This window comes from Micromonospora sp. NBC_01392 (assembly GCF_045040125.1).
GTDB lineage: Bacteria > Actinomycetota > Actinomycetes > Mycobacteriales > Micromonosporaceae > Micromonospora.
In genome coordinates this window covers 6,039,646-6,066,232 of sequence record NZ_CP109549.1, presented here as the reverse complement: position 1 = coordinate 6,066,232, position 26,587 = coordinate 6,039,646, and the positions used below count along the sequence as shown (strand labels likewise).

Here is a 26,587-nt window from a genome sequence, read left to right as displayed (position 1 = left end):
AAGCCTGGTTGGATCGCAGCAGGACCGACGGAAGGTGGGAAACGGTGGCGGGGCAGCACGAGGTCGTCCACATCGGGGGCTACACGGCGGAGTCGGACGGGCGGGCCGAGGGGATCGTCGCGGCCCGGCGTGACCCGACGACCGGGGCGCTGACCCCGCTCGGCACCGTGGCGGTCACCCCGTCGCCGTCGTTCCTGGCCCGGCACCCCGGGCAGCCGGTGCTGTACGCCGTCAACGAGCTTCCCGAGGGCGGGCTGAGCGCCTTCCGGGTGGCCCCGGACGGCGGGCTCACCGCGCTGGGCGTACGCCCGACCGGCGGGGCCGAGCCGTGCCACCTCGCGATCGCGCCGGACGGGCGGCACGTGTTCGTGGCGAACTACGGCGGCGGCAGCCTGGCGGTGTTCCCGCTGGACGCCGACGGCGTGCCGGGGGAGCGCACCGACCTGGTGCGGCACGAGGGGCACGGCGCCGATCCGGAGCGGCAGGAGGCGGCGCACTGCCACATGGTCTCGCCCGACCCTGCCGGCGGGCCGCTGCTCGCCGTCGACCTGGGCACCGACTCGGTCTACCGGTACGACCTCGACGCCGCCTCGGGGCGGCTGGTGCCCCGGGGCCCGCGGCTGCGGACGCCGGCCGGCACCGGGCCGCGGCATCTGGCCCGGCATCCGGACGGGCGGCGCTGCTGGCTGGTCGGTGAGCTGGACGCCACGGTCACCGGGTACGACCTGACGCCGGACGGGCTGCGCCAGCGGGTCCGGGTCGACGCCAGCGGCCGGACCGGGCACGTGCAGCCGGCCGGGGTGGCGGTCGGGCCGGACGGCAACTTCCTCTACGTCAGCAACCGCGGCGTCGGCACGGTGGCCGTCTTCGCGCTGGCGGGCGAGACGCCGGAGCTGGTGGCCGAGGTGGACGCCGGCGGTGGCTGGCCCCGGCACTTCGCGCTGGCCGGATCGCACCTGTACGTCGCCGACGAGCGGGCCGACCTGGTGCGGGTCTTCCGGGTGGACCCGGGCAGCGGGGTGCCGGAGCCGGTCGGGGAGCCGGTGCCGGTGGCGAGTCCGACCTGCGTTCTGGTGTGACGGAGCGGTCACGCAGCGCGCGATCCGCAGTGGACGGTGGCCGCCTCGGTCACTGATTCCTAACTCAGCGTGCCGATTTAGTGATCAACTGTTTCTCCTGCGTAACTTTCGTCCGAACGGTTGTGGCAGTAACCCCACGAGATACGCAAGATGGTCACCGTGTCTGGCCGCCATCGCATGCGTCACAACCTCCGAGGAGCAGGCGCCGCCGCAGCGGCGACCGCGCTCGTCGCTGTCGTAGCCGGTTCCTGGTTCGGTTACCAGCAGCTGGCCGGCCCGAACTGCTCGGGCCGGATCGAGCTGTCGGTGTCGGCGGCCCCGGAGATCGCCCCGGCGGTGCAGGGGGCCGCCGACGAGTGGGTGGCCAACGGCGCGGCGGTCGGCGGCACCTGCATCGCGGTGACCGTTGCCTCGGCCGAGCCGGTCGACGTGGCCGCCGCCGTGGCGGGCAAGCACGGCGCCACGCTGGCCGGCGTCGGGCAGGCCAGCGGCACCGCGGTCACCCCCGACGTCTGGGTGCCCGACTCCTCGACCTGGCTGGTCCGGCTCAAGGCCGGCGGCGCGAGCGCCTTCGCCCCGGCCAACGGCGCCTCGATCGCGCGCAGCCCGGTGGTGGTCGCGCTGCCCGAGCCGGTGGCCACCCGGATCGGCTGGCCGGACAAGGAGTTCCGCTGGTCCGAGCTGCTCCAGCAGGTGACCGCCAGCAAGCCGCTGCGGGCCGGGATCGTCGAGCCGACCCAGGACGCGGCCGGCCTGTCCGGCCTGCTCTCGCTCACCGCGGCGGCCAGCTCCACCGGTGAGGCCGGCTCCCCGAAGGCGCAGGAGGCGATGGTCGGGGCGCTGCGCGCGCTGGCCACCAACCGCTCCTCGCTGCGGCAGGACCTGCTCGCGCGGTTCCCGCGTTCGTCCGACCCGACGGCCATCGCCAACGGGCTGGGCGCGGCGGCGCTGTCCGAGGAGGACGTGATCGCCTACAACAACACGAAGCCGCCGATCAAGCTCGCCGCGCTCTACCTCGACCCGCCGCCGATCCCGCTGGACTTCCCGTTCGCGGTGCTGCCCGGCATCGAGCCGAGCAAGGCGTCGGCCGCCCGGGTGCTCTTCGAGGCGCTGCGCTCCGCCGACTTCAAGGACCGGCTCGCCGCGCAGGCGCTGCGCGCGCCGGACGGCAACTGGGGTCGGGGCTTCCAGGCCCCGACGGGCGCGCCGAGCCCGTCCAACGGTGGGGAGAAGCAGGTCCCGCCGTCCGGTCAGGGCGGCGCGGCCGACCTGGACCCGGTCGCCATCTCGACGGCCACCACCACCTGGTCGGTGGCCACCCAGTCCGGTCGGATGCTCTGTGTCGTCGACGTCTCCGGTTCGATGAAGAAGCCGGTGGCCACCGCGAACGGCGCCAGCCGGGAGCAGGTCACGGTGGCCGCCGCCGGTCAGGGGCTGGGGCTCTTCGACGACTCCTGGTCGATCGGCCTGTGGACGTTCTCCACCAACCTGAAGGGTTCGCAGGACTGGAACGAGCTGGTCGGCATCCGGCCGCTGTCCGGCAACCGGGGCGAGTTGCAGCGCGGGTTGGCCTCCATCCGGCCCTCCAGCGGCGACACCGGCCTGTACGACACCATGCTCGCGGCGTACAAGAAGGTCCAGCAGGACTGGGAGCCCGGCAAGGTCAACTCGATCGTGCTCTTCACCGACGGCAAGAACGAGGACGACAACGGCATCTCGCAGAAGGCGCTGCTGGATCAGCTCAAGAAGCTCCGGGACGACGAGCAGCCGGTCCAGGTGATCATCATCGGCATCGGCAACGAGGTGAACCGGGCCGAGCTGAAGTCCATCACGGACGTCACCGGCGGCGGCGCGTTCGTGACCACCGACCCGAGCAAGATCGGCGAAATCTTCCTCCAGGCGATCGCGTTGCGGCCACCCGCGCCGCGCTGATCCCGCACTCAGCGATAATCTTCCGCCGTGCCGGCGATCCGGTGCGGCGGAAGGCTTCCCGGGTCAAGACCTGGGAGGTGAACTGACGGTAATGTGTCCGAATCAATCGGTAACCATAATTGTCCTGGCATGATGTCCGGGTGCCTCGACCGCAGGCCCTCCAACCGGGGGCCGGGCGGGGACGGGGCGGTCCTGAGTTAAGTGGGGAGGACCGGTGACCTCGGCGACGTTGTTGACACCTGCCAGGACGTCGCGTCCCGGGGGTGATCGACCCGGTGCGACGACGCGAGCCGCGGAGCGGGCCTACATCAGGGTCCTGGTGGTGCTCGACACCGCCGTGCTGGCCGTGGCCATCCTGGCCGGCTACCTGGCCCGGTTCGGTGACGAACAACCCACCGGGTCCGAGATCCCGTACGTGGTGGTCGCCCCGGTGCTCCTGCTGGTCTGGTTGGTGTCGCTGAAGGCCATGCGCTGCTACGACGACCAGGTCCTCGGCTACGGCGCGGACGAGTACCGCCGGGTCAGCGCCGCGAGCCTGCGGCTGGCCGGCGGCATCGCCATCGCCGGCTACATCGCCGACGTCGGGGTCTCCCGGGGCTTCCTGGCCATCTCCTTCGCGGTCGGCACGATCGGTCTGGAGGTGGCCCGGTTCGCGGCGCGCAAGCGACTGCACCGCGCCCGCGACCGGGGCGCCGGCTGGTCCCGCAAGGTGCTCGTGGTCGGCGACACCGCGCACGTGCTGGAGCTGGTGCACACGCTGCGCCGGGAACCGTACGCCGGCTACCAGGTGGTCGGCGCGTGCATCCCGGACGCGCTGCTCGCCCCGGTGCCGCAGCGGCTGGGTGACGTGCCGGTGGTCGGGTCCTTCCGGGGCATCCCGGAGGCGGCCACCGCGATCGGCGCGGACACGGTCGCGGTCACCGCGTCCGGTGAGCTGACCGCCACCCGGCTGCGCCGCCTGGGCTGGCAGTTGGAGGGCACCGGTGTCGACCTGGTGGTGGCCCCGGCGCTGACCGACGTGGCCGGCCCGCGCATCCACACCCGTCCGGTGGCCGGCCTGCCGCTGATCCACGTCGAGGCGCCCGAGTTCCGCGGCGCCCGCAAGCTGGTCAAGGGATTCGTGGACCGGTCGCTCTCGCTGATCGCCCTGCTCCTGCTCTCGCCGCTGCTCGGGGTGCTCGCGCTCGCCATCAAGCTGGACAGCCGGGGCCCGGTGCTGTTCCGGCAGACCCGGGTCGGGCAGGGCGGCGAGGAGTTCGGCGTCTTCAAGTTCCGCACCATGGTGGTCAACGCGGACGCCCTGCTCGCCGAGCTGGCCGCGCGCAACGAGACCGACGGCCTGATGTTCAAGATGCGCGACGACCCCCGGGTGACCCGGACGGGCCGACTGCTGCGCAGGTGGTCGCTGGACGAGCTGCCCCAGCTCGCCAACGTGCTGCTCGGCCACATGAGCCTGGTCGGCCCGCGCCCGCCGCTGCCCTCCGAGGTGGCCCGCTACGACGGCGACGTGGCACGCCGGCTGCTGGTCAAGCCCGGCATGACCGGCCTCTGGCAGGTCAGCGGCCGGTCCGACCTGAGCTGGGAGGACGGCATCCGGCTCGATCTCTACTACGTGGAGAACTGGTCGCTCGCGGCGGACCTGACCATCCTCTGGAAGACGTTCGGCGCGGTGCTGGGCAGCCGCGGCGCCTACTGATCCTGGGGGCCCAGCCAGTCCAGGCAGACGACCACCGCGTCGTCCACCAGGTCACCGGCGACGAAGGCCCGCAGGTCGCCGATGAGTGACCGGACCGCGTCCAGCGGCTCCATCGGGCTGGTGCGGCGCAGGAACCGGTCCAGGGCCGACTCGCCGTAGCGGACCCGGTTTGCGGTGGCGTCGATCACGCCGTCGCTGACCACGAAGAGCCGGTCCCCGCGCTCCAGGTCGAACCGCTGCTCGCGGTAGTCGGTGCCCTCGAACATGCCGAGCGGGAACTGCTTCTCCAACGCCTGGGACGTCACCTCGCTGGCGCGCAGCCGGATCAGGTGCGGGGAGCCGGCGTCCACCGCGACCAGCGCCCCGGTGGCCAGGTCCAGCTCCATCAGGAGCACGGAGAGGTGCTGCTCGCCCCGGTGCTGGGCGTAGACCGCCTGGTCGGCCAACGCGGCCTGGTCGGCCAGGGCCAGCCCGGCGCGGCGCGCGTTGCGCAGCGCGTAGGTGGCCAGCGAGGTGAGCAACGCCGCGGCCACCCCCTCGCCGAAGCCGTTGAGCACCGCGAGCCAGAGCCGGTGGCCGTCGTCGGACCAGTCGAAGCTGTCGCCGCGCACCGCGTACGCCGGCTCCAACTGGCCGGCCAGGCTGAACGACGGGCGGATGCGGCTGCGACCGGGCAGCAGCTCCCACTGCATCTCGGCGGCCAGCGTGAGCCGCCGGCTGCGCCGGGCGCTCAGGTAGATGTCGGTGGTCGAGGTGACGGCGGCCACCTCGTGCCCGAGCACGGTGGCGACGGTGTCCAGCTCGCGGCGGGCGGCCGGGTCGGCGGGCACCGGCGAGACCCGGAGCACGCCGCGTCGTTCGCCCCGCATCCCCACCGGGAACCAGCCGGTCCCGTCGGCGAACACCGGCTCCTGGTGGTCGAACGCGTACCAGGCCGGGTGGCCGGGGCCGGTCAGCGCCTCGCCGCCGCCCAGCGGCAGCAGCTCGGCGAGCCGGTAGTCGACCTGGTACAGCTCGGTCCGGGTGATCCCGTACGTCCGCCGCAGCTCGTCGGCGAGGCGCGCCACGATGAGATCAGTCGGCGCGTCCGTCACGTTTCGGCGGGCGCGCGCCTCCGCTTCGCTCATCTTTGCTCCTTTGCACAGGTCGCCGGGCTGGGCCGCGGGGTAGTCTCGGGCCCACCATGACCGAGGAGCCCGGTCCCGTGGGACCCGAAGCGAGTATGTCCGCCGCCCTGGACGAGGCGGCGGGCACCCTGCTCTCCGTCTGGGAGGCGGCCCGGGAGCGGACCACGAGCCGCCTCTCCAGCGCCCAGTTGCGCGCGGTGATGGTCGTCGAGCAGTACGACGGGATCAACCTCCGCCGGCTCGCCTCGCTGACCGACATGCTGCTCTCCTCCGCCAGCCGGCTCTGCGACCGGCTGGTGGCGGCCGGCATGCTGGAGCGGGAGCCGGGCCGCTACGACCGCCGGGAGATCTCGCTGCACCTCACCCCGGCGGCCAATCGGCTCCTGGCCGAGCTGCGCGCCGACCGGCGGCGCCGGCTGGCGCGGATCCTGGCCGGGATGAGCGCCGAGGGCCGGGTGGCGCTGCTGCGCGGGATGCGGGAGTTCGACGAGGTCGGTCGCCGCGACGAGGCGACAGTGGCCGAGGACTGGCCGGTGCTGCGCCCCTCCGGGGAGCGGATCGGCGACCCGCTGGTGGGTCTGGGCGCGCCGCCGGCGCCCGGTCGACCGGGCGCGCCCCGCGGGCCCGTCGAGCCGGTCCCGCCCGACGGCCCCTCGGCGGTCCGCACCGCCTGACACCGCGGCCCCGCCGTCGGTCGACACCGGCGCCGGGCCGCGCCGGCGGGGGCCCGCCACGCCGGTCAGCCGGCCGAGACCGCGGCCCGCGCCGTCCGCAGCCGCGCGGCCACCCGGGGATACTCGGTCAGCGCCCCTTCCAGCGTGGCGAGCACGTCGTCCAGCAGGCGGCGGCCACCGCGGTCGGTGAGCGCCTCCTCCTGCCACCTGACGAAATCCCGCAACAGGCGGTCGTCGTCCACCCGTACCGCCGCCACCAGCGCGTCGACCAGGTGCGCGATGCCGGAGGCGACATCCTCGACGCTCTCCTGCGGCGGATCCACCGCGCCCAGCGCGAGCCGGACCAGCTCGCGCCGGCGGTGCAGCACCGCCACGTACGCGTCGTCCCTCGGGGGCGGCGGCGGGCCGGTGTGCGTGCCGGCGGGCAGCGGCCCGGCCAGCAACCGCACCGCGTCCCGCGCGCTGGCGCCCCACGCCGCCGCGCCGATCGCCGTCGCCCACCGGCCTTCGGGGCCGAAACCGGGCCCGCCGGCCAGCACCGGCACCCCGGCGGCCCGACTGGCCTCCACCATCCGCGCCGCCCGCACCAGTCGGTTCGGCTGCACGCAACTGAGCAGCACCGCCTCCGGGCCGGTCTGGTGCAGGTAGGAGACCAGGTGCCGGGCCGGCACACTGGCCCCCAGGAACGTCACCCGCCAGCCGGCCGCCCGGACCACCTCGCTGACGATCCGGGCGGCCAGCGCGTGCCACTCGCCCTCCACGCAGGCCACCACCACGAGGCCGTGGCGCGGCGCGCCGACGCTCGCGCCGAGCGCGTCCACCACCAGCTCACTGACGTGGGTGGCGGCATGTTCCTGGGCGACGCTCCACGAGCCGGTGAGCCACCGCCGGCCGATCTCCCGCTGCGCCACCGCGACCAGGTCGACCAGGACGTCCGCCACCGAACAGCCGGCGGCCACCAGGTCGCGGGCGAGCGCCACGGCGCCGACCCGGTCGGCCCGGTCCAGGTGGTCGAGGTACGCGGCGAGCGTCTCCGGCCCGATCCGGCAGGACGGGCTCACGCGGCGGCCACGGCCAGCATGGCGATGTCGTCGTGCGGCTGCCCGTCGAGCCACTCGTCCACGAGTTGGAGCACCCGGTCGACGAGCGCGGCCGGTGGCAGCCCGGTCCCGGAGGCGAGCGCCTGCCGCAGCCGGTCGTCGCCGAACATGGCCGGCTCGGTGGGACCGCCCCGGGCCTCGGTGACCCCGTCGGTGTACGCCAGCAGCAGGTCACCGGGGGCCAGCCGCACCTCGACCTCGGCGAACCGGGCCGCGGTCAGCGCGCCGACCGGCATGCCGCCGACCCGGACCGCGTCGATGCCGCCGCCGGCGCGGACCACCAGCGGCGCCGGGTGCCCGCCGCCGGCCATCCGGACCAGCAGCCCACCGTCGGGCTGCCGGCTCAGCGTGCCGAGCAGGAGCGTGGTGAACTGGGCCCGCGCGGCCGCGCCCGGCGCGTCCAGCAGCGCGCGGTTGAGCAGCTCCATCAGCTCCCGGGGGCGCTGCTCGACCAGGCGCAGGGTCTGCAACGACTGGCGTACCCGCCCGGTCAGCACGGCCGCGCCGACGCCCTTGCCGCAGACGTCGCCGAGCGCGAACAGACCGCCGTCGCCGGTGGGGAACAGGTCGTAGAAGTCGCCGCCGATACGCAGGCTGTCCCCGGCGGCCCGGTAGCCGCCGGCCAGCGTCATCCCGGCCAGGCGGGGCAGCTCCGGCGGGAGCAGGCTGTTCTGCAGCACCCGGGCCAGGTGGGTCTGCTCGCCGTACAGCTCGGCGGCGGCCAGCGCGGCGCCGGCCCGGCCGGCGAACTCCCGGGCCAGCGCGATCTCCCGCTGGTCGAAGCCGGCCCGGTCGGGGCGGCGGGCCAGGACCAGCGCCCCGGCCGGACCGCCGGCGCTCGGCATCGGGCTGATCAGCACGGTGCCCGGCCGGCCGAAGTCGGCGGGGAGCACCTCGGCCAGGTCGGCCAGCTCGGCGTCGAGCCAGGGGCTGGGCGCGGTGAGGTCGCCGTCGAGCGCCTCGACCAGGCCGGGGACGGACTCCACGGTCCGCCAGCCGACCACGCCGGTGGTCGGCCCGGAGTCGCCGGTGGCGTACCGGGTCCAGTGCGGCTCGTCCTCGGCCGGCGGCGGCGGTCGGTGCACCACCACGGCGACGTCGGCCAGGTAGGGCACCGGCAGGGCGACGGCGGCGCGCAGCGTCTGGTCCCGGTGCAGGGAGAGCCCGAGCCGGCTGCCGGCCTGGGCCAGGAACGCGGTCCGGGACCGTTCGGTGAGCAGGGCGTCGGTACGCGCGTGCTCCTCGGTGACGTCCCGCACGTACCAGGCGCCACGCTCCCCGGCCAGCCCGCGCCGCAGGCCGCGCAGTCGCCGGCCGAGGTGCTCGGCCTCGAACGTGTCGGCGCCGTCGCGGGCCGCCTCGGCCAGCGCGGACACCCGGCAGCCGGCCAGGACGACGCCCGGCGTCAGCTCGGGGAGAAGCTCCGCCGCCATGGCGTTCACCAGGGTCACCACGCCGGCCGGGTCGACCGTCACGACGGCCTCGGCCAGCCCGTCCAGCAGCTCGCGGGCGAGCCGGTCGTCAGCCGGCAGCGCGACCCCGGCCACCCGCCGGGGCCGTTTCCGCCAGCCCTGTCCGCCGCCGCTGACCGGCCCGGCGACGCCGCCCCGGCGCGCGGCGGTCACCGCCGCTGGCCGGGCGCTTCGGCCGGACGACCCGTGTGCATGCTGTCGGTGCACTCCTCGCTCGTGAACAGGTTGCCTGACGGCAAGCGTACCGAGCGGGAGCGACGAATGCCCGTCGAGGAATGCGCGGGGCCCCGCTCAACCGGTCGCGGCGCGGGCGAGCCAGCCGACCGGGCGGTCGACGATGCGGCGTACCACCGAGGTGGCGCCGCCGACCGCGGCCGACTGGGCGCCGAGCGCGGCGGGCCGCACCGTGACCGGTGACCAGGCGGCGGTGAGCACCCGTCGGGAGATCTCCGCCACCACCGGCGGGCACAACCACGGCGCGAGCGGGGCGTATCCGCCGCCGAGCACCACGGTGTCCAGGTCCAGCAGGTTCACCACGCCCGCCACCGCCACCCCCAGCGCCACCCCGGCGTCGGCCAGCGCGGCCAGCGTGGCCCGGTCCCCGGCCCCGGCCAGGTCGGCGAGCCGGGTGGCGGCGGTGTCGGCGGGCAGCTCCGCGCCGGGCAGCCCGGCGGCGGCGAGAATGGCCTCCTGACCGGCGTACCGCTCCAGGCAGCCCTGGCCACCGCACCGGCAGGGCCGCCCCTGCGGCTGGACCGGGAAGTGACCGATCTCTCCGCTCCAGCCGCGCGCGCCCCGGTAGAGCGCGCCGTCCAGCACGATCCCGGCGCCGATGCCGATCTCGCCGGTGATGTGCAGGAAGCTGCGCGGGCCGGCCGGCCCGGCGTACAGCTCGCCCAGCGCCGCCAGGTTGGCCTCGTTCTCCACCACCAGCGGCGGGACGCCGTCGACCGGCTCGACGAGCGGACGCCCGGCGAGCAGCGCCGGCACGTCCACGTCCCGCCAGCCGAGGTTCGGGGCCAACCGGACCAGGCCGCCGTCGCCCACCAGGCCGGGCACGGCCAGCGTCGCGCCGGCCAGCGTCAACCCGTCGCGTACGGCGGCGGCGCGCGCCTCGGCGGCCAGCGCGGTGAGCCGGTCGAGCGCGTCGGCGGGGGAGACCGGCCGCAGGTCGGCGCGACGGACCAGGTGGTGCCGGACCGTGCCGCTCAGGTCGACGACGCAGGCCGCCAGGTAGTCGACGTTCACCTCCAGCCCCAACCCGGCCGGACCGTCCGCGGCGAGCACCAGGCCGCGCGCCGGCCGGCCCGCCCCGGTCCGCGGGGCCGGCTCCGCCTCGGCGACCAGTCGCCCGGCGATCAGGTCGTCGACGACGGCGGAGACGGTGGCCCGGGTCAGCCCGGTCCCGGCGGCGAGCCCGGCCCGCGACGGGGGCTGGTCGGCGGCGGCGATCCGCCCGAGCACGACCGCGAGGTTCAACTCGCGCAGGCTGCCCTGCCGGACCGCTCCGGCGGTGCTGGCGCTGGTCACCACTTGACACTGCCACATCCCCGCCATTTAATTCAACCGCTGAACAAATCGCGGACGACACCACCACCGGAGGTCCCCATGGCACCCCGTCCCACCCCCGCGGACAAGTTCTCCTTCGGCCTCTGGACGGTGGGCTGGACCGCCCGCGACCCGTTCGGCGACGCCACCCGCCCCGAGCTCGACGCCGTCGAGGCGGTGCACCGCCTCGCCGAGCTGGGCGCGTACGGGATCACGTTCCACGACGACGACCTGGTCCCGTTCGGCGCGGACGCGGCCACCCGGGACGCCCGGCTGAGCCGGTTCCGCAAGGCGCTCGACGAGACCGGCCTGGTCGTGCCGATGGTCACCACCAACCTCTTCACCCACCCGGTGTTCAAGGACGGCGGCTTCACCAGCAACGACCGCGACGTGCGCCGGTACGCGCTGCGCAAGGTGCTGCGCAACGTCGACCTCGCCGCCGAGCTGGGCGCGAAGACGTTCGTCATGTGGGGCGGCCGGGAAGGCGCCGAGTACGACCTGTCCAAGAACATCGGCGCCGCGCTGGACCGCTACCGCGAGGCCGTCGACCTGCTCTGCCAGTACGTCGTCGACCAGGGCTACGACCTGCGCTTCGCCATCGAGCCGAAGCCGAACGAGCCGCGCGGCGACATCCTGCTGCCCACCGTCGGCCACGCGATCGCGTTCATCTCCACCCTGGCCCGCCCGGAGATGGTCGGGCTCAACCCGGAGGTCGGCCACGAGCAGATGGCTGGGCTCAACTTCGCCCACGGCATCGCCCAGGCGCTCTGGCAGGGCAAGCTGTTCCACATCGACCTCAACGGCCAGCGCGGCATCAAGTACGACCAGGACCTGGTCTTCGGCCACGGCGACCTGCTCAACGCGTTCGCCCTGGTCGACCTGCTGGAGCACGGCGGCCCGGACGGCGGCCCCGCGTACGACGGCCCGCGGCACTTCGACTACAAGCCCTCCCGGACCGAGGACATCGCCGGGGTGTGGGCGTCGGCCGCCGCGAACATGAGCACGTACCTGCTGCTCAAGGAGCGGGCCAAGGCGTTCCGCGCCGACCCCGAGGTGGCCGAGGCGCTCGCCGCCAGCCGGGTGGCCGAGCTGTCCACGCCGACGCTGAACCCGGGCGAGGGCTACGCCGAGCTGCTCGCCGACCGGACCGCGTTCGAGGAGTTCGACCCGGAGGCCGCCGGCGCGAAGGGCTTCGGCTTCGTCCGGCTCAATCAGCTCGCCGTCGAGCACCTGCTCGGCGCGCGCTGAGGCGGGCCGCCATGCCGCTCGTCGCCGGGGTCGACTCGTCGACCCAGTCCTGCAAGGTGGTGGTCCGGGACGCGGAGACCGGCGCGCTGGTCCGGCAGGGCCGCGCGCCGCACCCGGCCGGCACCGAGGTCGACCCGTACGCCTGGTGGGACGCGCTGCGCGCCGCGGTCGCGGAGGCCGGCGGACTGGCCGACGTGGCCGCCGTCTCGGTCGGCGGCCAGCAGCACGGCATGGTCTGCCTGGACGAGTCGGGCGAGGTGGTCCGGCCGGCGCTGCTGTGGAACGACACCCGGTCCGCCGACGCCGCCCGGGAACTGGTCGAGGAGGCCGGCGGCGGGGAGACCGGCCGCCGGTTCTGGGCCGACGCCACCGGCGCGGTTCCGGTGGCCAGCTTCACCGCCACCAAGCTGCGCTGGCTGGCCCGGCACGAGCCGGCGAACGCCGACCGGGTGGCCGCGGTCTGCCTGCCCCACGACTGGCTGACCTGGAAACTGGCCGGTGCGCCCGGGCTGGACGCGCTACGCACCGACCGGGGCGACGCCAGCGGCACCGGCTACTGGTCACCGCGTACCGGCGAATACCGGCTCGACCTGCTGGAGCGCGCCTTCGGGCGGCGGCCGCGGGTGCCGGTGGTGCTCGGCCCGGCCGAGGCGGCCGGGCACCTCGACCCGACGGCGCTCGACGGCGGTTCGGCCGCGCACCTGTCCGGTGCCGCCCGCTCGTCCGGCGGCGGGGCAGCCGGCGCGGTCGGTCCGTCCGGCGGCGCCGGGTCGGTGCTGCTCGGCCCGGGCACCGGGGACAACGCCGCGGCGGCCCTCGGCGTCGGCGCCGGTCCCGGCGACGTGATCGTCTCGATCGGCACCTCCGGCACCGTCTTCGCGGTCGCCGACGCGCCGGCCGCCGACCCGAGCGGCGCGGTGGCCGGCTTCGCGGACGCCACCGGGCGGTTCCTGCCACTGGTCGCCACGCTGAACGCGGCCCGGGTGCTGGACGCCGCCGCGACGCTGCTCGGTGTCGACCTGGACACGCTCGGCGAGCTGGCGCTGTCCGCCCCGGCCGGCGCGGACGGGCTGGTGCTGGTGCCGTACCTGGAGGGGGAGCGGACCCCGGACCGGCCGCACGCCACCGGCAGCCTGCACGGCCTCACGCTCGGCACCTCGACCCCGGCGCACCTGGCCCGGGCCGCCGTCGAGGGGCTGCTGTGCGGGCTGGCCGACGGCCTCGACGCGCTGCTCGCGCAGGGCGCCCGCGCGGACCGGATCATCCTGGTCGGCGGCGGCGCCCGTTCCGCCGCGGTCCGGCGGATCGCGCCGCAGGTCTTCGGCCGCCCGGTGGTGGTCCCTCCGCCGGGCGAGTACGTCGCGGACGGCGCGGCCCGACAGGCCGCCTGGGTGGCGCTGGGCGGTGACACGCCGCCCACCTGGTCCATCGGCGACACCGAGGAGTACACCGCCGCCCCCGTCCCCACCATCCGCACCCACTACACCCACGCCCGGGGGTAAGGCCGGGCCCCCTGTTAACGCCTCCCGCACAGAAGGGGCCCCGTTTAACACCGGGCGCACCGGGGGGTCGCGCTGCGCGAGGGGCGCGGGCCTGGTTGGCTGCCGGCATGAGCGGCACGAGGGTCTCCCGGCGCGGGAACGCGGCGCACCGGTTCTACAGCGTCGTGGTCTTCGTCGTGCTCGCCTCGCTTGACAACGTGGCGATCGGCCTGGTGCCACCGCTGTACGGGCCGATCTCCGGCGCGCTCGGCGTACCGCAGCGGCTGCTCGGCCTGGTCACCGCCGTCAGCTTCCTGGTCAGCGCCGTGGCGGCGGTGGGCTGGGCGTACGTCGGGGACCGCACCAACCGCAAGCCGCTGCTCATGGTCGGCACGCTGATCTGGGCGGCCGGCACCGGCGGCAGCGCGCTGGCCGGGCACTACTCGACGTTCCTGGTCGCCCAGCTCGTCGCCGCGGTCGGGTTGGGCGCGGTCGGCTCGGTGGGCTTCTCCGTGGTCACCGACCTGATCTCGCCGCGCCGCCGCGGGCTGGTGATGAGCTTCTGGGGCCTGTCCCAGGGCGTCGGCACGCTGGCCGGCACGCTGGTCGGCGGGCTGCTCGGCGCGACCGACTGGCGGCGACCGTTCCTGCTGCTGACCGGCGTCGGCCTGGCCGCCACCATGGCGTACCTGTTCACCTACGACATCCGGCGCGGGCAGAGCGAGCCGGAGCTGGCCGAGGCGTTGGACGCCGGGGGCGAGTACGACTACCGGATCAGCCGCGCCGACCTGCCCCGGATCCTGGCCCGGCGGACCAACCGCTGGCTGATCCTCCAGGGGCTCACCGCGCAGGCCGCGTTCGGCTCGCTGGTCTGGCTGCCGGTGCTGTTCAGCCAGCGGGCCGAGGCACAGGGCTACTCGGCGGCCACCGCGGTGGTGGTGGGCAGCGTCTTCGCCACCCTGTTCCAGCTCGGCGGCGTGCTCTCCATCGTGGGTGGGCTGGTCGGCGACGCGCTGCAACGGCGTACCCCGAGCGGTAGGGCCCGGGTCGCGGCCGTGGGCGTCCTCGCGGCCGTGCCGTTCTACCTGGTCCTGTTCTTCGTGCCGCTGCGCATCGACGTGCCGGACGGCGGCAGCTCCGGCGCGGTGGTGGCGGCGGTGCTGTCCAGCGTGCTGACCGAGCCGACGATCGGGCTGAGCCTGCTCACCGCCGTGGTGGCGCTGGCGCTCACCTCGGCCAACTCGCCCAACTGGTTCGCGCTGATCGCCGACGTCAACCCGCCCGAGCACCGGGGCACGGTCTACAGCCTCGGCAACCTGGTCAACGGCGTCGGCCGGGCGGCCGGCAACGGGCTGGTCGGGGTGGCGTTCGCCGCGCTGCGGGTGGCGTTCCCGCCGCCGTTGAACTACGCGGTCGGGCTGGCCGCGTTCCAGCTCTTCTTCGTCCCGACCGGAATCATGTACTGGCTGGCGGCCCGGACGTCCCCCCGCGACATCGCGCAGGTGCACGACCTGCTGCACGCCCGCGCCGACCGTCTCGACCGCCTCGACCGCCGCGACGGCCTCGACCGCCTCGAAGGAGGGGCCCCCTCTTAACAGGTGGGTGTCAAGAGGGGGCCCCATCTATACCGGAGGCGTTAACAGGGGGCCCCTCCTTACGCCGCCAGCCAGACGGTGACGTCGGTGGGGACGGTGGCGTCCGTCAGGGGGGCGCTGGCGGCCAGCACTGTTGCGCCGTCGGGCAGCGGGGCCGGCTCGGGGCCGAAGTTGGTCAGCACGGTGAGGTCGCCGTTGGTGAAGGTGAGCACCTCGTCGCCGGAGGAGAGGAAGCGCATCGGGCCCCGGGCCAGTCCGTGCTCCCGGCGCAGGCGCAGCGCGGTCCGGTACAGCTCGTACGTCGAGCCGGGCACCCCGCGCTGGCGGTCCAGCGCGTACTCGGCCCAGATCGGCGGCTGGGGCAGCCAGCTCGCGTCGGTCGGGCCGAAGCCGTACGACGGGGCGTCGGCCTCCCACGGGATCGGCACCCGGCAGCCGTCCCGGCCGCGCTGGGTGTGCCCGCTGCGCGCCCAGGTCGGGTCCTGCCGGGCCTCGTCGGGCAGCGTGGTGTGCTCCGGCAGCCCCAGCTCCTCGCCCTGGTAGAGGTAGGCCGAGCCGGGCAGCGCCAGCATCAGCAGGCTGGCCGCCCGGGCCCGGCGCAGGCCCAGCGCCACGTCCGGCTGCGGGTCGTCGACGCCGATGCCGTTCATCCGGCCGCCGCCGGTGGTCAGCCCGAGCCGGGAGGCGTGCCGGACCACGTCGTGGTTGGACAGCACCCAGGTGGTGGGCGCGCCGACCGCGTCGGTGGCCTCCAGCGAGCGGGTGATCACCGCGTACTGGGCGGGTGCGGTCCAGGCGGCCATCAGGTACTCGAAGTTGAACGCCTGGTGCATCTCGTCCGGCCGGACGTAGCGGGCCAGCCGCTCGGCCGGTTCCACCCAGGCCTCGGCGACCAGGACCCGCTCCCCGGCGTACGAGTCGAGCAGCCGCCGCCACTCCCGGTACACCTCGTGGACGCCGTCCTGGTCCCACATCGGCGGCCGGGGCTTGTCCGCCTCGTTGCCGGAGAGGATCTCCTGCGGCTCCTGCCAGTCGGCCAGGTCGGCCTGCTTGATCAGCCCGTGCGCCACGTCCACCCGGAACCCGTCGACGCCGCGGTCCAGCCAGAAGCGCAGCACGCCGAGGAACTCCTCGCGGACCTCCGGGTTGTCCCAGTTGAGGTCCGGCTGGCCGGGGTCGAACAGGTGGAGGTACCACTGCCCGTCGGGCAGCCGGGTCCAGGCCGGCCCGCCGAACACGCTCTCCCAGTCGTTCGGCGGCTCGACGCCGTCCGGCCCCTTGCCGTCCCGGATGACGTACCGCTGCCGTTCCGGGCTGCCCGGCGCGGCGGCCACCGCGGCGGTGAACCAGCGGTGCGCGGACGAGGTGTGGTTGGGCACCAGGTCGACGATCACCCGCAGGCCGCGGGCCTTCGCCTCGGCGATCATCTGGTCGGCGTCGGCGAGCGTGCCGAAGAGCGGGTCGACGTCCCGGTAGTCGGCCACGTCGTAGCCGGCGTCGGCCTGCGGGGACGGATAGAACGGGGACAGCCAGACCGCGTCGACCCCCAGTTCGGCGAGGTGGTCGAGGCGGGCGGTGATGCCCGGGAGGTCGCCGATGCCGTCACCGTCGGAGTCCGCGAACGAGCGCGGGTAGACCTGGTAGATGACTGCCTCGGTCCACCAGCCGGTGGCCGGGGCCTGCTGCGTCGCGTCGGTGTTCAGCGCCTTCTCCCTGTCGTGGATGCCTGACGAACGGGTCCGTTCAGTGTGCCCGGGGCGGCGCGGTCGAGTCCCGCACGACCAGCCGAGTGGGGAGGATCACCGAGGTCGGCGTCCGTCCGTCGCCGCCGGCCCCGCGCGGCGCCGGCACCGGGCCGGGGTACGGGTCGGCGGCGCCCGCCCCCAGCGGGTCGAGCAGGATGCGGGCGGCGAGGCGCCCCTGGTCGGCGGCGGGTTGGGCGATGGTGCTCAGCCCGAGCACGCCGGCCAGGTCGTGGTCGTCGATGCCGATCACGCTGACGTCCTGCGGCACCCGCAGCCCGGCGTCGCGCAGCGCGCTGACCGCGCCCATCGCCATCTCGTCGCAGGCGGCGAAGATGGCGGTCGGCGGCTCGCCGCGGGCCAGCAGCTCGGCGGTGGCGTGGGTGCCGCCGTCGATGGTGAACTGGGACTCGACGTCGAGGCTCGGGTCGGGCCGGAGGCCGGCGGCGCGCAGCGCCTCCTGGTAGCCGCGCCGCCGGTCCAGGTGGGTGGTGAACGCCAGCTCGTCGTCCGGGTCGCCGGAGATGTGCGCGATCCGGGTGTGCCCGAGGTCGAGCAGGTGGCGGGTGGCGGTGCGGGCGGCGGCCACGTCGTCGATCCGGACGCAGGGCCAGCCGGGCACTCCGCTGCCGGAGCTGATCGTCACGCCGGGCAGGTCGAGTTTGGTGAGCGCGTGCACGTCCGCCGCGCGCAGCGGCGTGGCGACCAGGATGATCGCGTCCACCCGCTTGTGCAGGCTGGCCGTTCGCAGCACCCGCTGGCGGGTCTGCTCCCGGCCACCGAGGTTGTAGAGCAGCGTGTCGTAGCCGTGTTGCTGGAGGGAGTCCTCGACCGCCTCCACCACGGTGCCGAAGAACCACCTGGTGATCCGCGGGACCACCACGGCGACGGTGCCGGTCCGGCCGCCGGCGAGCCGGGAGGCGCTGGGCGAGACCGCGTACTGGAGTTGCTCGGCGGCGGCGAGCACCCGGCGGCGGGTGGCGGCCGAGACCGTCGGCAGGCCGCGCAACGCGCGGGAGACGGTGGCCGTGGAGACCCCGGCCAGGCGGGCGACGTCGTCAATCTTGGTCATCGTGGCTCCCCGCTGCGACCCGTGTCCCGCCGCCGCCGGCACACCGGCGGCGGCGGGACGGTGGATCAACCCTTGACGCTGCCGGCGAGCAGGCCCCGCACGAAGTAGCGCTGGAGGGACAGGAACACGATCAGCGGTACGACGATCGACACGAACGCGCCGGCCGTGAGCCGCTGCCACTCGTTGCCCCGGGTGCCGGCCAGCTCGGCGAGCCGGACGGTCAGCGGGGCGGTCTCGTCGCCGCCACCGGCGAAGATCAGCGCGACCAGCAGGTCGTTCCAGACCCAGAGGAACTGGAAGATGCCGATCGCCGCCAGCGCCGGGGTGATCAGCGGCAGCACGATGGTGCGGAAGATCTTCGGGTGGGTGGCGCCGTCGACCCGGGCCGCCTCCATCAGGTCGCCCGGGAGCTGCGAGATGAAATTGTGCAGCAGGTAGACGGCGAACGGGAGCGCGAAGCAGGTGTGGGCGAACCACACCTGGGCGAACTTCTGCTCGTCGACCAGGTCCCACGCGGGCATGATCTGGACGCCGGCGACGGTGACGCCGGTGGAGAAGAACCGCAGCAGCGGCACCAGGGCCATCTGGAGCGGCACGATCTGCAACGCGAAGATCCCGATGTAGACCCAGTCCCGGCCCCTGAAGTTGATCCAGGCCAGCGCGTACGCGGCCAGCGAGGCGAACGCGATCGGGAACAGCACCGACGGGACGGTGATCGCCAGCGAGTTGATGAAGTAGCTGGCGAGCTGCCCCGACGAACCTCTGCTGAACAGCACCTCCTGGTAGTTCTGGAGGGTGAACTGGGGGTCGCGGAAGAACGTCCACCAGCCGGTGGACTTGATCTGGTCCTCGGGCCGGATCGAGGAGACGAAGAGGCCGAAGGTCGGGATCGTCCAGAGCAGCGCGAGCACGATCGAGACCAGCGTGGCGGTGCGGCTGTTGAGCCGCTTGCGGACCCGGGCGCCCCGGGTGGTCGGGCCGGTGGCCTGGACGCCGGCTCCGACGGTGGGCGTGGCGGTCGTCATGTCAGCCCTCCCGCTGCTTGCGCAGGTTGCGGATCTGGTAGATCACGAGCGGCAGGACCAGGACGAAGAGGAAGACCGCGAGCGCCGAGCCCTGCCCGTTCTCGCCGTACCGGAACGCCTGGTTGTACATCTCGGTCGCGATCACGTTGGTGTCGTAGTTGCCGTTGGTGGCGGTCCGGACGATGTCGAAGACCTTGAGCGTGGCGATGGAGATCGTCACCACCACCACGATCAGCGCCGGCCGGATACTCGGCATGGTGATCCGCCAGAACATCTGCCACGCGGTGGTGCCGTCGAGCCGGGCGGCCTCGATGATGTCCGCCGGGATGGCCTTGATGGCCGCGGAGAGCACCACCATGGCGAAGCCGGCCTGGATCCAGACCATGATCACGATGAGCAGGAACGTGTTCAACGGCGAGTCCAGCAGCCACTGCTTCGGCTCGCCGCCGAGAGTGACCACGATCTGGTTGAGCAGGCCGATCTGCTCCTGCTCGTCACCGCGGTAGGCGTAGATGAACCGCCAGATGATGGCGGCGCCCACGAACGAGATCGCCATCGGCAGGAAGATCAGCGACTTGGCGACTGACTCGAACCGGGCCTTGTCCACCAGGACCGCGTAGATCAGGCCGAACGCGCTGGCCGCCAGCGGCACCAGCAGCACCCAGATCAGCGTGTTGATCAGCACCCGGACGATCGAGTCCTCGTCGAACATCCAGGTGTAGTTGTCCAGCCCCACCCAGTTCGTGCTGCGCGCGTCCATGAAGGAGAGCAGCGTGGTGCGGATGGCCGGGACCACCAGCCCGATGGTCAGCAGCAGCAGCGTCGGCAGCAGGAAGAAGAACGCGAAGGCGCCCTCGCGCGGCTTGCGCCGCCGGGGTGCCGGTCCGCCACCCACCGAGGCCGCGACCAGTTGCGCCTCCCGCCGCCGGGCGAGCCAGGTCGGCACCACGTCGAGGAGCAGGAGCAGCCCGCCCACCACCGCGACGAAAGCGATCAGCCCGTACATCAGCATGAGGAACTTCGGCTGTTCCGCCGCGAAGTCGAACTCCATCAACCCTCCCTCAAGGGTTCGGATGCGGGCGGGTGGCCCGGCCCGTGCACACGGACCGGGCCACCCACGCGGATCACTTCCAGCTGCCCTCGATGTCGTTCAGGACGGAGGTGGTGTCCTTGCCGTTGATCCAGGCCACCATGCCCTTCCAGAACGTGCCGGCGCCGACCGCGGCCGGCATCAGGTCCGAGCCGTCGAAGCGGAAGACGGTCTTCTCGTCCTGGAGGATGCCCACGGAGAGCTTGTCCACCGGGTTCGGGACGTTGTTGAGGTCCAGCTTCTTGTTCGCGGACACCCAGTCACCGATCTTGGCGCGGCTGTTGGCGAACTCGCCGGAGGCCAGGTAGGTCTGCACCGCCTGGACCTCGGGACGGTCGGCGAAGGCCGCGACGAACTCGCCGCCGCCCAGCACCGGCTTGCCCTTGGCCGGGTCGATGGCCGGGAAGTAGAACGCGAAGACGTCACCGTCCTCGGCCACCTTGGTGCCCTCGGGCCAGTTGTTGGCGTAGAAGGACGCCTGGCGGTGCATTGCGCACTTGCCGGTGGTGATCGGCACGCCAGCTTCCTGGAACGCGGTGGTGGCGATGCTCTTCACGCCGCCGAAGCCACCGTTCATGTACTTCTCGTTCTTCAGGATGGTGCCCGCCTGGTTGACGGCGGTGGCGACCTGCGGGTCGTTGAACGGGATCTCGTGGGTGGTCCACTTGTCATAGACCTCGGGCCCGCCGGTGCGCAGCAGGACGTCCTCGATCCAGTCGGTGGCCGGCCAACCGGTCGCGTCCTGGGACTCGATGCCGGCGCACCACGGCTTGGTGCCGCTGCCCGCGATCTTGTCGCTGAGGTCGATCAGCTCCTGCCAGGTGGTCGGGACCGACCAGCCCTTCTCCTTGAAGGTCTTCGGCGAGTACCACACGAAGGACTTCACGTTGGAGCCCAGCGGGGCGCCGTAGAACTGGCCGTTGACGGTGCTGTACTTCAGCCAGTCGGGGGAGTAGTTCTGCTCCGCCATGGCCTTGGTGTCGGCGCCGGCCGGCTTGAGCTTGCCCGAGTCGACGAACCGCTTCAGCAGGCCCGGCTGCGGGATGAAGGCGAGGTCGGGGGCGTTGCCGCCGTCCACCCGGACGGGGAGCTGGGCCTCGAACTCGCCGGAGCCCTCGTGGTCGATCTTGATGCCCGTGCAGTCCTCGAACTCCTTCCAGGACTGCTGGAGGCGCTCGTCCTCGATCTCCCGGATCGACGAGTAGATCGTGACCTTCTTGCCGTCGTGCCCCTCGTACTTCTCGTATGCCGCGCACTCGGCCGAGCCCGCCTTGTCGCTCTTCTTGTCGTTGCCGGTCCCGCAGGCGGCGACGCCGAGCGCCAGCCCCAGCACGCCGGTGACCGCGAGAGCCTGGCGCGATCTGGCAAACGCCATGCCGATCTCCTTCCTTGCCGGCGCGTGGGGGAAATCGAATGCGCGCCGGTCCGATGGTCGTGCACACATGTAAGCGCTTGCATCCCGTCCGGTCCACCCCCGGCCGGACACGGCCCGGTAACAATCCCGAAATCCGGACACCGGAACTGGGCGCGCTCCCACGAATCTTCCGTTGGGCGGAACTTTCTGCCACGCTGTCCGTATCAGATTGAAGACTTTCAACATAGGAGGTAGTGGATGCGCAAGCGGTGGCTCAGCCTGGCGGCCGGCGTGGCGGTCCTGGCCGCGACCCTGGTCCCGGCGGCGCCGGCGATGGCCGCGCCGACGTTCAAGGTTCCGTTCCCGTGCAACCAGTCCTGGTCCGGACAGACGCGGACCAATCACAGCCCGGCCAACGCGATCGACTTCAACCGCACCGACGACCTCGGCGACCCGGTGGTGGCCAGCGCGCCCGGCACCGTCGACGTGGTGACGAACCTCGGTGACACGAGCTACGGCAAGTACGTCCGGATCAACCACGGCGGCGGCTGGACGACCTACTACGCGCACCTCAACGCGTTCAACGTCTCGGTCGGGCAGACCGTCGGCTACGGCCGGGTGATCGGATACGTCGGCACCACCGGCGGCTCCACCGGCCCGCACCTGCACTACGAGCAGCGCTCGAACGGCAGCGCCGTAAAGATCAATTTCAACGGCGCGCAGGCCCTGTACTGGGGTACGAAGACCTACACCAGCGACAACGGCTGCGCCGGCGCGGACACCGGGGCCGGCACGGTGAACACCTCCGGCGCGGCCCTGACGGTCCGCTCCGGGCCGGGCACCGGCTACAGCGCGGTGGGCACGGTGGCCGACGGGGCCAAGGTGACGATCTACTGCCAGACCAGCGGCACCAGCGTCACCGGCACGTACGGCACCAGCTCCATCTGGGACCGGATCGGCTCCGGCCGGTTCATCTCCGACGCGTACGTCTACACCGGCTACGACGGGTACATCCCCGGCGTGCCCCGCTGCTGACCCCGGTGGGCGCGGGGGCGTCGGCTCCCGCGCCCGCCCCGGTCAGGCGTTCAGCCGCCAGATGGCGAAGTTGAGCGCGGCGGCGAACGTGACCCATGCCCAGTACGGCAGCATCAGCAGCGTCGCCGGCCGGGACACCCGCCGGAACAACGCCACGGTCACGCCGATCGCCAGCCACATCAGCACGATCTCGGCGAACGCCAGCCCGTAGCGGCCGGCGCCGAAGAAGAGCGGCGTCCAGACGGCGTTGAGCACCAGTTGGACGCACCAGGCCCAGAGCGCGGGGCCGAACCCGACCCGGCGCCAGACCAGCCAGCCGGCGATCGCGATCAGCGCGTACAGCACGGTCCACACCGGGCCGAACAGCCACGACGGCGGTGCCCAGGCGGGCTGTTCCAGGCTCTGGTACTCCGTGGAGGTGCCCCGGACGCCCAGCCCGCCGATGGCGGCGGCGGCGAACGTGGCGGCGCCGAAGCCGAGCAGGGCCCACCACTTCCGGGCCCCGGCGGTACGCCGGCCGGCGCGTTGCGACATCTCCATGGTCGAGATATTGCCGCTGGCCGGGGGAGGCAAACCCCGCCGGATACGGAAAACGCCGGGATCGTCGGGTCCGGACGCTCCGGTCTGGGAGGACAGAGCGCCGGGCCCGACGACCCCGGCGGGTCTCGGGTGCTGCGGACAGGTGGTTACGTGTTGAAGATGCTGACACCACCCGGGCCGACCAGCAGGCCCACCACGATGAGGACGATGCCCCAGAGGATCTGTCGGCGGAAGAGGGCAAGAATTCCGGCGACCACGAGTACGACTGCGAGAATCCAGAGAATCAGCTCCATGGCGGCTGGATACCCGGCGGCCCGATCCCGGAAACCTCCCTCTCAGTCGACCTGATCCCCGAGGTGGAAGACGCTGTAGGCCTGCTTGATCACGGGGTGCGCGACGTTACGGACCCGCACCCCGCCCGGCGTGGTGCCGCGCTCGGTGCCGTGGTGGGCGTGCCCGTGCAGGGCCAGCGCGGTGGGCGCCGAGTCGATCGCCTGCCCGAGCTGGTAACAGCCGAGGAACGGGTAGATCTCCAGCGGCTCGCCCGCGAGCGTGTCCGGCACGGGGGAGTAGTGGGTGAGCGCGACCAGCGCGTCACACTCCAGCGCGAGCAGCGCGGCCGCCAGCGCGTCGGCGCTCTCCCGGGTGGTCCGCACGAACGATTTCATCTCCGGCTCGCCGAAGTCGCTGGCGCAGCGCCCGGCGAACCCGCCGCCGAAGCCCTTCACACCGGCCACGCCGAGCCGCCCCCCGGGGCACTCCAGCACCGTGCCGGTGCCCTCCAGCACGGTGATCCCCGCGTCCTCCAGCACCTTGACCACCTGCGGCACCTGGTCGCACTGGTGGTCGTGGTTGCCGAGCACGGTGATCACCGGCACGCCGAGGTCTCCGAACTCCCGCGCCACGCAGCGCGCCTCGGCCTCCGTGCCGTGCCGGGTCAGGTCGCCGGCGAGCAGCAGCACGTCGGCGCAGTCCGGCAGCTCCTCCAGCGCCGGACGGAACCGGCCCACCACGTCCTCGTCCACGTGCACGTCGCCGACGGCGGCGATCCGGATCACCATCGAACCTCCCTCACGGCAGTTCCTCCACCTGGGTGGGCGCCTGCGTACGGATCACACCGATGTCGCTGGTCACCGGCGTGTCCGGGAAGCGCTCGGCCACCCGCCGCAGGATCTCCTCGCGCCGGTGCGGGCTCTCCACCTCGCCGGAGAGCACCAGCCCGCGCTCGCGGCGCAGCACCGTGATGCCCTGCTCGGCCACGGACGGGTCCTCCGCCAGCATGTTCTGGATCTCCGCCTCGACGTACTCGTCGGGCGGCACGTCGCCGGGCTGTCCGGTCACGGGGTCTCCCTTCCGCCGGGCACGCCGCTGGGCAGCACGTCCAGCCGGTCGAGCAGCACCAGGAACGCCTCCGCGTACGGCGAGTGCTGCGTTTCCTTGCGTACCCGGTCCCAGTCGATCTGTTCCCGCAGCGAGCGGGCGAGCGGCAGGGCACGGGCGAAGTCGCAGTAGTGCTGGGAGAAGCTGAGCAGCTTGTGCACCATGAGCTGGCTGGCCGAGAGCACCGGCATGTGGATCGCGTCGACCGGCCGCACGATGGTGTCGGCGAACGTCTCCTCGGTCACCGGGGTCTCGATCGGCCGGTGGATCAGGTCCACCATCCGGCCCTCGTCGTAGACCTTGACCAGCCAGTCCTCCGGCGGACGCTCGGCCGTGAAGCCGGCCTCGACCAACGCCTCCAGCGCCCGGTCGACGTCGGCCTCGCGGAGCAGGAAGTCGACGTCGTGGTCACTGGAGTGGCCGCCGTGGGCGTACACGGCGAAGCTGCCGCCCAGGGCGAACGGGATCTCGGACTGCTTGAGCACGGCGGCGACCTTCTTGAGCGTGTGCACCAGGGTCTCGTCCCCGCGCTCGGCCATCTGGGTCTCCCGTCGTCGTCGTGGGCGGTGAGATTGAGTTGCGTACCCGGCGGACGCTCCGGTCACACCTTCCGCATCCACCTGGGGAGGAACGCGACAAAAAGCCGCTCGCGAGCACCCGTCGGATAACCTCGGGGAGGTGGCCAGCTCACTGCGGACGCGGCGCGGCGGAGCCCGACTGCGCACCGTCGCCCTGATCGGTATCGACGGCTCGGGCAAGACCACCCAGGCCCACCTGCTCGCCGAGGCGCTGACCGCGGCCGGCCACCGGGCCACCTACCACCGCAACGCCGGCGGTCGACGCTGGCTCGGCCGGCTCGCCCAGCGGGTCGGCCGCCCGGACGCGCAACGCCTCGTCGGGCGCGACGGCCTGCTCGTGGTCGAGTCCGTGCTGCGTTGGCTGGCGATCGCGCTCGCGCTGCTGAGCTGCCTGGCGACCGGCCGCACGGCGGTGATGGACCGGTGGTCCGTCTGCCAGTACGCCAGCATCCGGGCGCACGGTGGGCAGCGCTGGGAGCGGCTGGCCCGGGCCGGCTACCGGATCTTCCCGCCGCCCCGGGTCACCATCCTGCTGACCGTGGACCCGGCCGAGGCGTACCGGCGGATCGAGCGGCGCGGCACCGACCACGAGAGCATGCGGTGGCTCACCGCCGCCGACGCGGCCTACCGGGCGCTGCCGGAGTACGCCGGCTTCGTGGTGGTGGACGGCAGCGGCCCGCCGGAGGAGGTGTCCCGCCGGATCCGGGCGCACCTGAGCGAGTGGCTGCCGGACGACCCGTCCACGGTCGCCGGCCCGTCGCCGGACGGCACCCCGCGCCCGTCGGGCGGCGGCCGGGACGGCCCGGTGCCGGCTCAGGCCCGCCCGTAGACCGGGACGCTCGCGCCGCTCGTCGGGGCGGACTCCGCGCCGGCCAGGAAGCGGATCACCGCCGCGATCTCGGCCGGCGGCACCCACCGCCGGTGGTCCGCCTCGGGCTGGGCGGCCCGGTTGGCCGGGGTGTCGATGACGCTGGGCAGCACCGTGTTGCAGCGCACCCCACGCGGTCGGTACTCCACCGCGATCGCGTTCGCGAACGCCTGCACCGCGGCCTTGGCGGTGGCGTAGCCGGCCGCGCCGGGGAACGGGGCCACCGCCGCCCGCGCCGACACGCAGACCACCGCGCCGCCGCCGGCCGCGACCAGGTGCGGCAGCGCCGCCTGGGTGACCAGGTAGGTGGGGCGCAGGTTGATCCGCAGCATCCGCTCGAACTCCTCGACCGGCGTCTCGTGCACCAGCCCGCCGCTGGCGTACCCGCCGACGAGGTTGACCACGGCGCGTAGCGGCGCCGCGGGCTCGGCGGTGGCTGTCGTCACCGCTCGCGCGGCCCCCTCGGGAGTGAGCAGGTCCGCCACCACCGGGACCGGACCGGACGGCTCGGGCGTCGTCGTGCCGCCCTCCCGACCGGGTACGACCACCCGCCAGCCGTCCCGCAGGAACGCGGCGGTGACCGCGCCGCCGAGCCCACCCGTGCCTCCGGTCACCAGCACCGTGCGATCCGCCATGGCCACACGTTAGCCGCCGGGAAGGACGGGACGCCGGGCACGCCGACCCCGCCGGCGGACCGGTCCGCCGGCCGTCCGCCGCCGGCCGCACTCGCTGGTCACGGAGAGCGAGACGGAGGCACGGCGGCCGGATGGGCCGCCGTCGCCTTTGCTCTGCAGCCATCCCCGCAGCAGAAACCGAGAGCAACCACCCGAACTGCCGGCCCGCGCCGGTCCCGCTCACCCCTGCCCAGGTGGAGGAGCTGCTGCGCATAGGGGTGCAGAGCAAAGGCGGCGGAGGGGCGTCTCTCCGCCCCTCGGCCGCAGTCACGCTGAG

Annotated in this window: 23 protein-coding genes and 1 pseudogene; 9 read left to right on the top strand and 15 right to left on the bottom strand. The window is 73.6% G+C overall.

The window, feature by feature from the left end:
• Positions 1-44: 44 nt before the first annotated feature.
• The 3 genes from OG767_RS26325 to OG767_RS26315 all read left to right on the top strand — a co-directional run bounded on the left by OG767_RS26325 (position 45) and on the right by OG767_RS26315 (position 4,707).
• Positions 45-1,079, top strand: a complete 1,035-nt coding sequence (locus OG767_RS26325) for a lactonase family protein (RefSeq protein WP_405090946.1) — start codon at positions 45-47, stop codon at positions 1,077-1,079.
• A gap of 177 nt (positions 1,080-1,256) precedes the next feature.
• Positions 1,257-3,011: a VWA domain-containing protein gene (locus OG767_RS26320; RefSeq protein WP_405090945.1), complete on the top strand. Its 1,755-nt coding sequence runs from the start codon at positions 1,257-1,259 to the stop codon at positions 3,009-3,011.
• 214 nt (positions 3,012-3,225) lie between these two features.
• A complete protein-coding gene (locus tag OG767_RS26315) occupies positions 3,226-4,707 on the top strand; it encodes a sugar transferase (protein WP_281937505.1) in 1,482 nt (493 codons plus the stop codon).
• On the opposite strand, the gene OG767_RS26310 is transcribed toward OG767_RS26315, so the two are convergent.
• On the bottom strand, positions 4,701-5,834 hold the full coding sequence (locus tag OG767_RS26310) for a PP2C family protein-serine/threonine phosphatase (RefSeq protein WP_405090944.1): 1,134 nt from the start codon (positions 5,832-5,834) through the stop codon (positions 4,701-4,703). The genes OG767_RS26315 and OG767_RS26310 overlap by 7 nt on opposite strands.
• Positions 5,835-5,929: 95 nt before the next feature.
• Here OG767_RS26310 and OG767_RS26305 point away from each other — a divergent pair, with 95 nt between their 5' ends.
• A complete protein-coding gene (locus OG767_RS26305) occupies positions 5,930-6,508 on the top strand; it encodes a MarR family winged helix-turn-helix transcriptional regulator (protein WP_281937501.1) in 579 nt (192 codons plus the stop codon).
• A 65-nt stretch (positions 6,509-6,573) separates the two neighbouring features.
• On the opposite strand, the gene OG767_RS26300 is transcribed toward OG767_RS26305, so the two are convergent.
• The 3 genes from OG767_RS26300 to OG767_RS26290 form a co-directional block, all read right to left on the bottom strand.
• Entirely contained in the window at positions 6,574-7,569 is a 996-nt protein-coding gene (locus OG767_RS26300; protein ID WP_405090943.1) for a B12-binding domain-containing protein, read from the bottom strand.
• Positions 7,566-9,233 (bottom strand): SpoIIE family protein phosphatase, encoded by a 1,668-nt coding sequence (locus OG767_RS26295; protein WP_405090942.1) that lies wholly within the window; start codon positions 9,231-9,233, stop codon positions 7,566-7,568. Before OG767_RS26295 ends, OG767_RS26300 begins: the two co-directional genes overlap by 4 nt.
• Before the next feature lie 138 nt (positions 9,234-9,371).
• On the bottom strand, positions 9,372-10,637 hold the full coding sequence (locus tag OG767_RS26290; RefSeq protein ID WP_405090941.1) for an ROK family protein: 1,266 nt from the start codon (positions 10,635-10,637) through the stop codon (positions 9,372-9,374).
• A gap of 51 nt (positions 10,638-10,688) precedes the next feature.
• Here OG767_RS26290 and xylA point away from each other — a divergent pair, with 51 nt between their 5' ends.
• The 3 genes from xylA to OG767_RS26275 all read left to right on the top strand — a co-directional run bounded on the left by xylA (position 10,689) and on the right by OG767_RS26275 (position 14,952).
• Entirely contained in the window at positions 10,689-11,876 is a 1,188-nt protein-coding gene (gene xylA, locus OG767_RS26285) for a xylose isomerase (RefSeq protein WP_405090940.1), read from the top strand.
• 11 nt (positions 11,877-11,887) lie between these two features.
• Positions 11,888-13,378, top strand: a complete 1,491-nt coding sequence (locus OG767_RS26280) for a xylulokinase (protein ID WP_405090939.1) — start codon at positions 11,888-11,890, stop codon at positions 13,376-13,378.
• A 107-nt stretch (positions 13,379-13,485) separates the two neighbouring features.
• Entirely contained in the window at positions 13,486-14,952 is a 1,467-nt protein-coding gene (locus OG767_RS26275) for an MFS transporter (RefSeq protein ID WP_405090938.1), read from the top strand.
• Positions 14,953-15,011: 59 nt separating this feature from the next.
• Here the strand turns inward: OG767_RS26275 and OG767_RS26270 are convergent, their stop codons facing one another.
• From OG767_RS26270 to OG767_RS26250, 5 genes are all read right to left on the bottom strand, one after another.
• The gene (locus tag OG767_RS26270) at positions 15,012-16,655 is read right to left on the bottom strand and encodes a glycoside hydrolase family 13 protein (RefSeq protein ID WP_405094317.1); all 1,644 of its coding nucleotides are present in this window, start codon (positions 16,653-16,655) and stop codon (positions 15,012-15,014) included.
• Between the two features lie 40 nt (positions 16,656-16,695).
• Complete coding sequence (locus tag OG767_RS26265; RefSeq protein ID WP_107157060.1) at positions 16,696-17,766, bottom strand: LacI family DNA-binding transcriptional regulator; 1,071 nt, start codon at positions 17,764-17,766, stop codon at positions 16,696-16,698.
• Positions 17,767-17,831: 65 nt separating this feature from the next.
• Positions 17,832-18,791, bottom strand: coding sequence for a carbohydrate ABC transporter permease (locus OG767_RS26260; protein ID WP_405090937.1), 960 nt, complete (start codon positions 18,789-18,791; stop codon positions 17,832-17,834).
• 1 nt (position 18,792) lies between these two features.
• Positions 18,793-19,842 carry a carbohydrate ABC transporter permease gene (locus OG767_RS26255; protein WP_405090936.1) on the bottom strand — a complete coding sequence of 350 codons (1,050 nt, stop codon included), beginning with the start codon at positions 19,840-19,842 and terminating at the stop codon, positions 18,793-18,795.
• 73 nt (positions 19,843-19,915) lie between these two features.
• Complete coding sequence (locus OG767_RS26250) at positions 19,916-21,256, bottom strand: ABC transporter substrate-binding protein (RefSeq protein ID WP_396777355.1); 1,341 nt, start codon at positions 21,254-21,256, stop codon at positions 19,916-19,918.
• A 237-nt stretch (positions 21,257-21,493) separates the two neighbouring features.
• On the opposite strand from OG767_RS26250, the gene OG767_RS26245 reads away from it, so the two are divergent.
• Entirely contained in the window at positions 21,494-22,270 is a 777-nt protein-coding gene (locus OG767_RS26245; RefSeq protein WP_405090935.1) for a peptidoglycan DD-metalloendopeptidase family protein, read from the top strand.
• 42 nt (positions 22,271-22,312) lie between these two features.
• Here the strand turns inward: OG767_RS26245 and OG767_RS26240 are convergent, their stop codons facing one another.
• From OG767_RS26240 to OG767_RS26220, 5 genes and pseudogenes are all read right to left on the bottom strand, one after another.
• Complete coding sequence (locus OG767_RS26240; RefSeq protein ID WP_405090934.1) at positions 22,313-22,810, bottom strand: TspO/MBR family protein; 498 nt, start codon at positions 22,808-22,810, stop codon at positions 22,313-22,315.
• A gap of 146 nt (positions 22,811-22,956) precedes the next feature.
• Positions 22,957-23,103, bottom strand: coding sequence for a GPGG-motif small membrane protein (locus OG767_RS26235; RefSeq protein ID WP_013288160.1), 147 nt, complete (start codon positions 23,101-23,103; stop codon positions 22,957-22,959).
• Positions 23,094-23,871, bottom strand: a pseudogene (locus OG767_RS26230) (metallophosphoesterase). The gene OG767_RS26235 and the pseudogene OG767_RS26230 overlap by 10 nt, the downstream one beginning before the upstream one ends.
• Before the next feature lie 10 nt (positions 23,872-23,881).
• On the bottom strand, positions 23,882-24,091 hold the full coding sequence (locus tag OG767_RS26225; protein ID WP_281938565.1) for a hypothetical protein: 210 nt from the start codon (positions 24,089-24,091) through the stop codon (positions 23,882-23,884).
• A 56-nt stretch (positions 24,092-24,147) separates the two neighbouring features.
• A complete protein-coding gene (locus OG767_RS26220; RefSeq protein WP_405090933.1) occupies positions 24,148-24,795 on the bottom strand; it encodes a nucleotidyltransferase in 648 nt (215 codons plus the stop codon).
• A 73-nt stretch (positions 24,796-24,868) separates the two neighbouring features.
• Here OG767_RS26220 and OG767_RS26215 point away from each other — a divergent pair, with 73 nt between their 5' ends.
• Positions 24,869-25,597 (top strand): dTMP kinase, encoded by a 729-nt coding sequence (locus OG767_RS26215; protein ID WP_405090932.1) that lies wholly within the window; start codon positions 24,869-24,871, stop codon positions 25,595-25,597.
• Here the strand turns inward: OG767_RS26215 and OG767_RS26210 are convergent.
• A complete protein-coding gene (locus OG767_RS26210; RefSeq protein ID WP_405090931.1) occupies positions 25,582-26,271 on the bottom strand; it encodes an SDR family NAD(P)-dependent oxidoreductase in 690 nt (229 codons plus the stop codon). The two genes, OG767_RS26215 and OG767_RS26210, sit on opposite strands and share 16 nt — an antisense overlap.
• Between the last annotated feature and the right edge of the window lie 316 nt (positions 26,272-26,587).

Coding starts and splice junctions, on each gene's coding strand:
- OG767_RS26320 (WP_405090945.1), top strand. CDS start 1,257: ATGCGTCACAACCTCCGAGGAGCAGGCGCCGCCGCAGCGGCGACCGCG.
- OG767_RS26310 (WP_405090944.1), bottom strand. CDS start 5,834: ATGAGCGAAGCGGAGGCGCGCGCCCGCCGAAACGTGACGGACGCGCCG.
- OG767_RS26305 (WP_281937501.1), top strand. CDS start 5,930: ATGTCCGCCGCCCTGGACGAGGCGGCGGGCACCCTGCTCTCCGTCTGG.
- OG767_RS26290 (WP_405090941.1), bottom strand. CDS start 10,637: ATGGCGGGGATGTGGCAGTGTCAAGTGGTGACCAGCGCCAGCACCGCC.
- xylA (WP_405090940.1), top strand. CDS start 10,689: ATGGCACCCCGTCCCACCCCCGCGGACAAGTTCTCCTTCGGCCTCTGG.
- OG767_RS26280 (WP_405090939.1), top strand. CDS start 11,888: ATGCCGCTCGTCGCCGGGGTCGACTCGTCGACCCAGTCCTGCAAGGTG.
- OG767_RS26275 (WP_405090938.1), top strand. CDS start 13,486: ATGAGCGGCACGAGGGTCTCCCGGCGCGGGAACGCGGCGCACCGGTTC.
- OG767_RS26265 (WP_107157060.1), bottom strand. CDS start 17,766: ATGACCAAGATTGACGACGTCGCCCGCCTGGCCGGGGTCTCCACGGCC.
- OG767_RS26260 (WP_405090937.1), bottom strand. CDS start 18,791: ATGACGACCGCCACGCCCACCGTCGGAGCCGGCGTCCAGGCCACCGGC.
- OG767_RS26255 (WP_405090936.1), bottom strand. CDS start 19,842: ATGGAGTTCGACTTCGCGGCGGAACAGCCGAAGTTCCTCATGCTGATG.
- OG767_RS26250 (WP_396777355.1), bottom strand. CDS start 21,256: ATGGCGTTTGCCAGATCGCGCCAGGCTCTCGCGGTCACCGGCGTGCTG.
- OG767_RS26245 (WP_405090935.1), top strand. CDS start 21,494: ATGCGCAAGCGGTGGCTCAGCCTGGCGGCCGGCGTGGCGGTCCTGGCC.
- OG767_RS26240 (WP_405090934.1), bottom strand. CDS start 22,810: ATGGAGATGTCGCAACGCGCCGGCCGGCGTACCGCCGGGGCCCGGAAG.
- OG767_RS26235 (WP_013288160.1), bottom strand. CDS start 23,103: ATGGAGCTGATTCTCTGGATTCTCGCAGTCGTACTCGTGGTCGCCGGA.
- OG767_RS26225 (WP_281938565.1), bottom strand. CDS start 24,091: ATGCTGGCGGAGGACCCGTCCGTGGCCGAGCAGGGCATCACGGTGCTG.
- OG767_RS26210 (WP_405090931.1), bottom strand. CDS start 26,271: ATGGCGGATCGCACGGTGCTGGTGACCGGAGGCACGGGTGGGCTCGGC.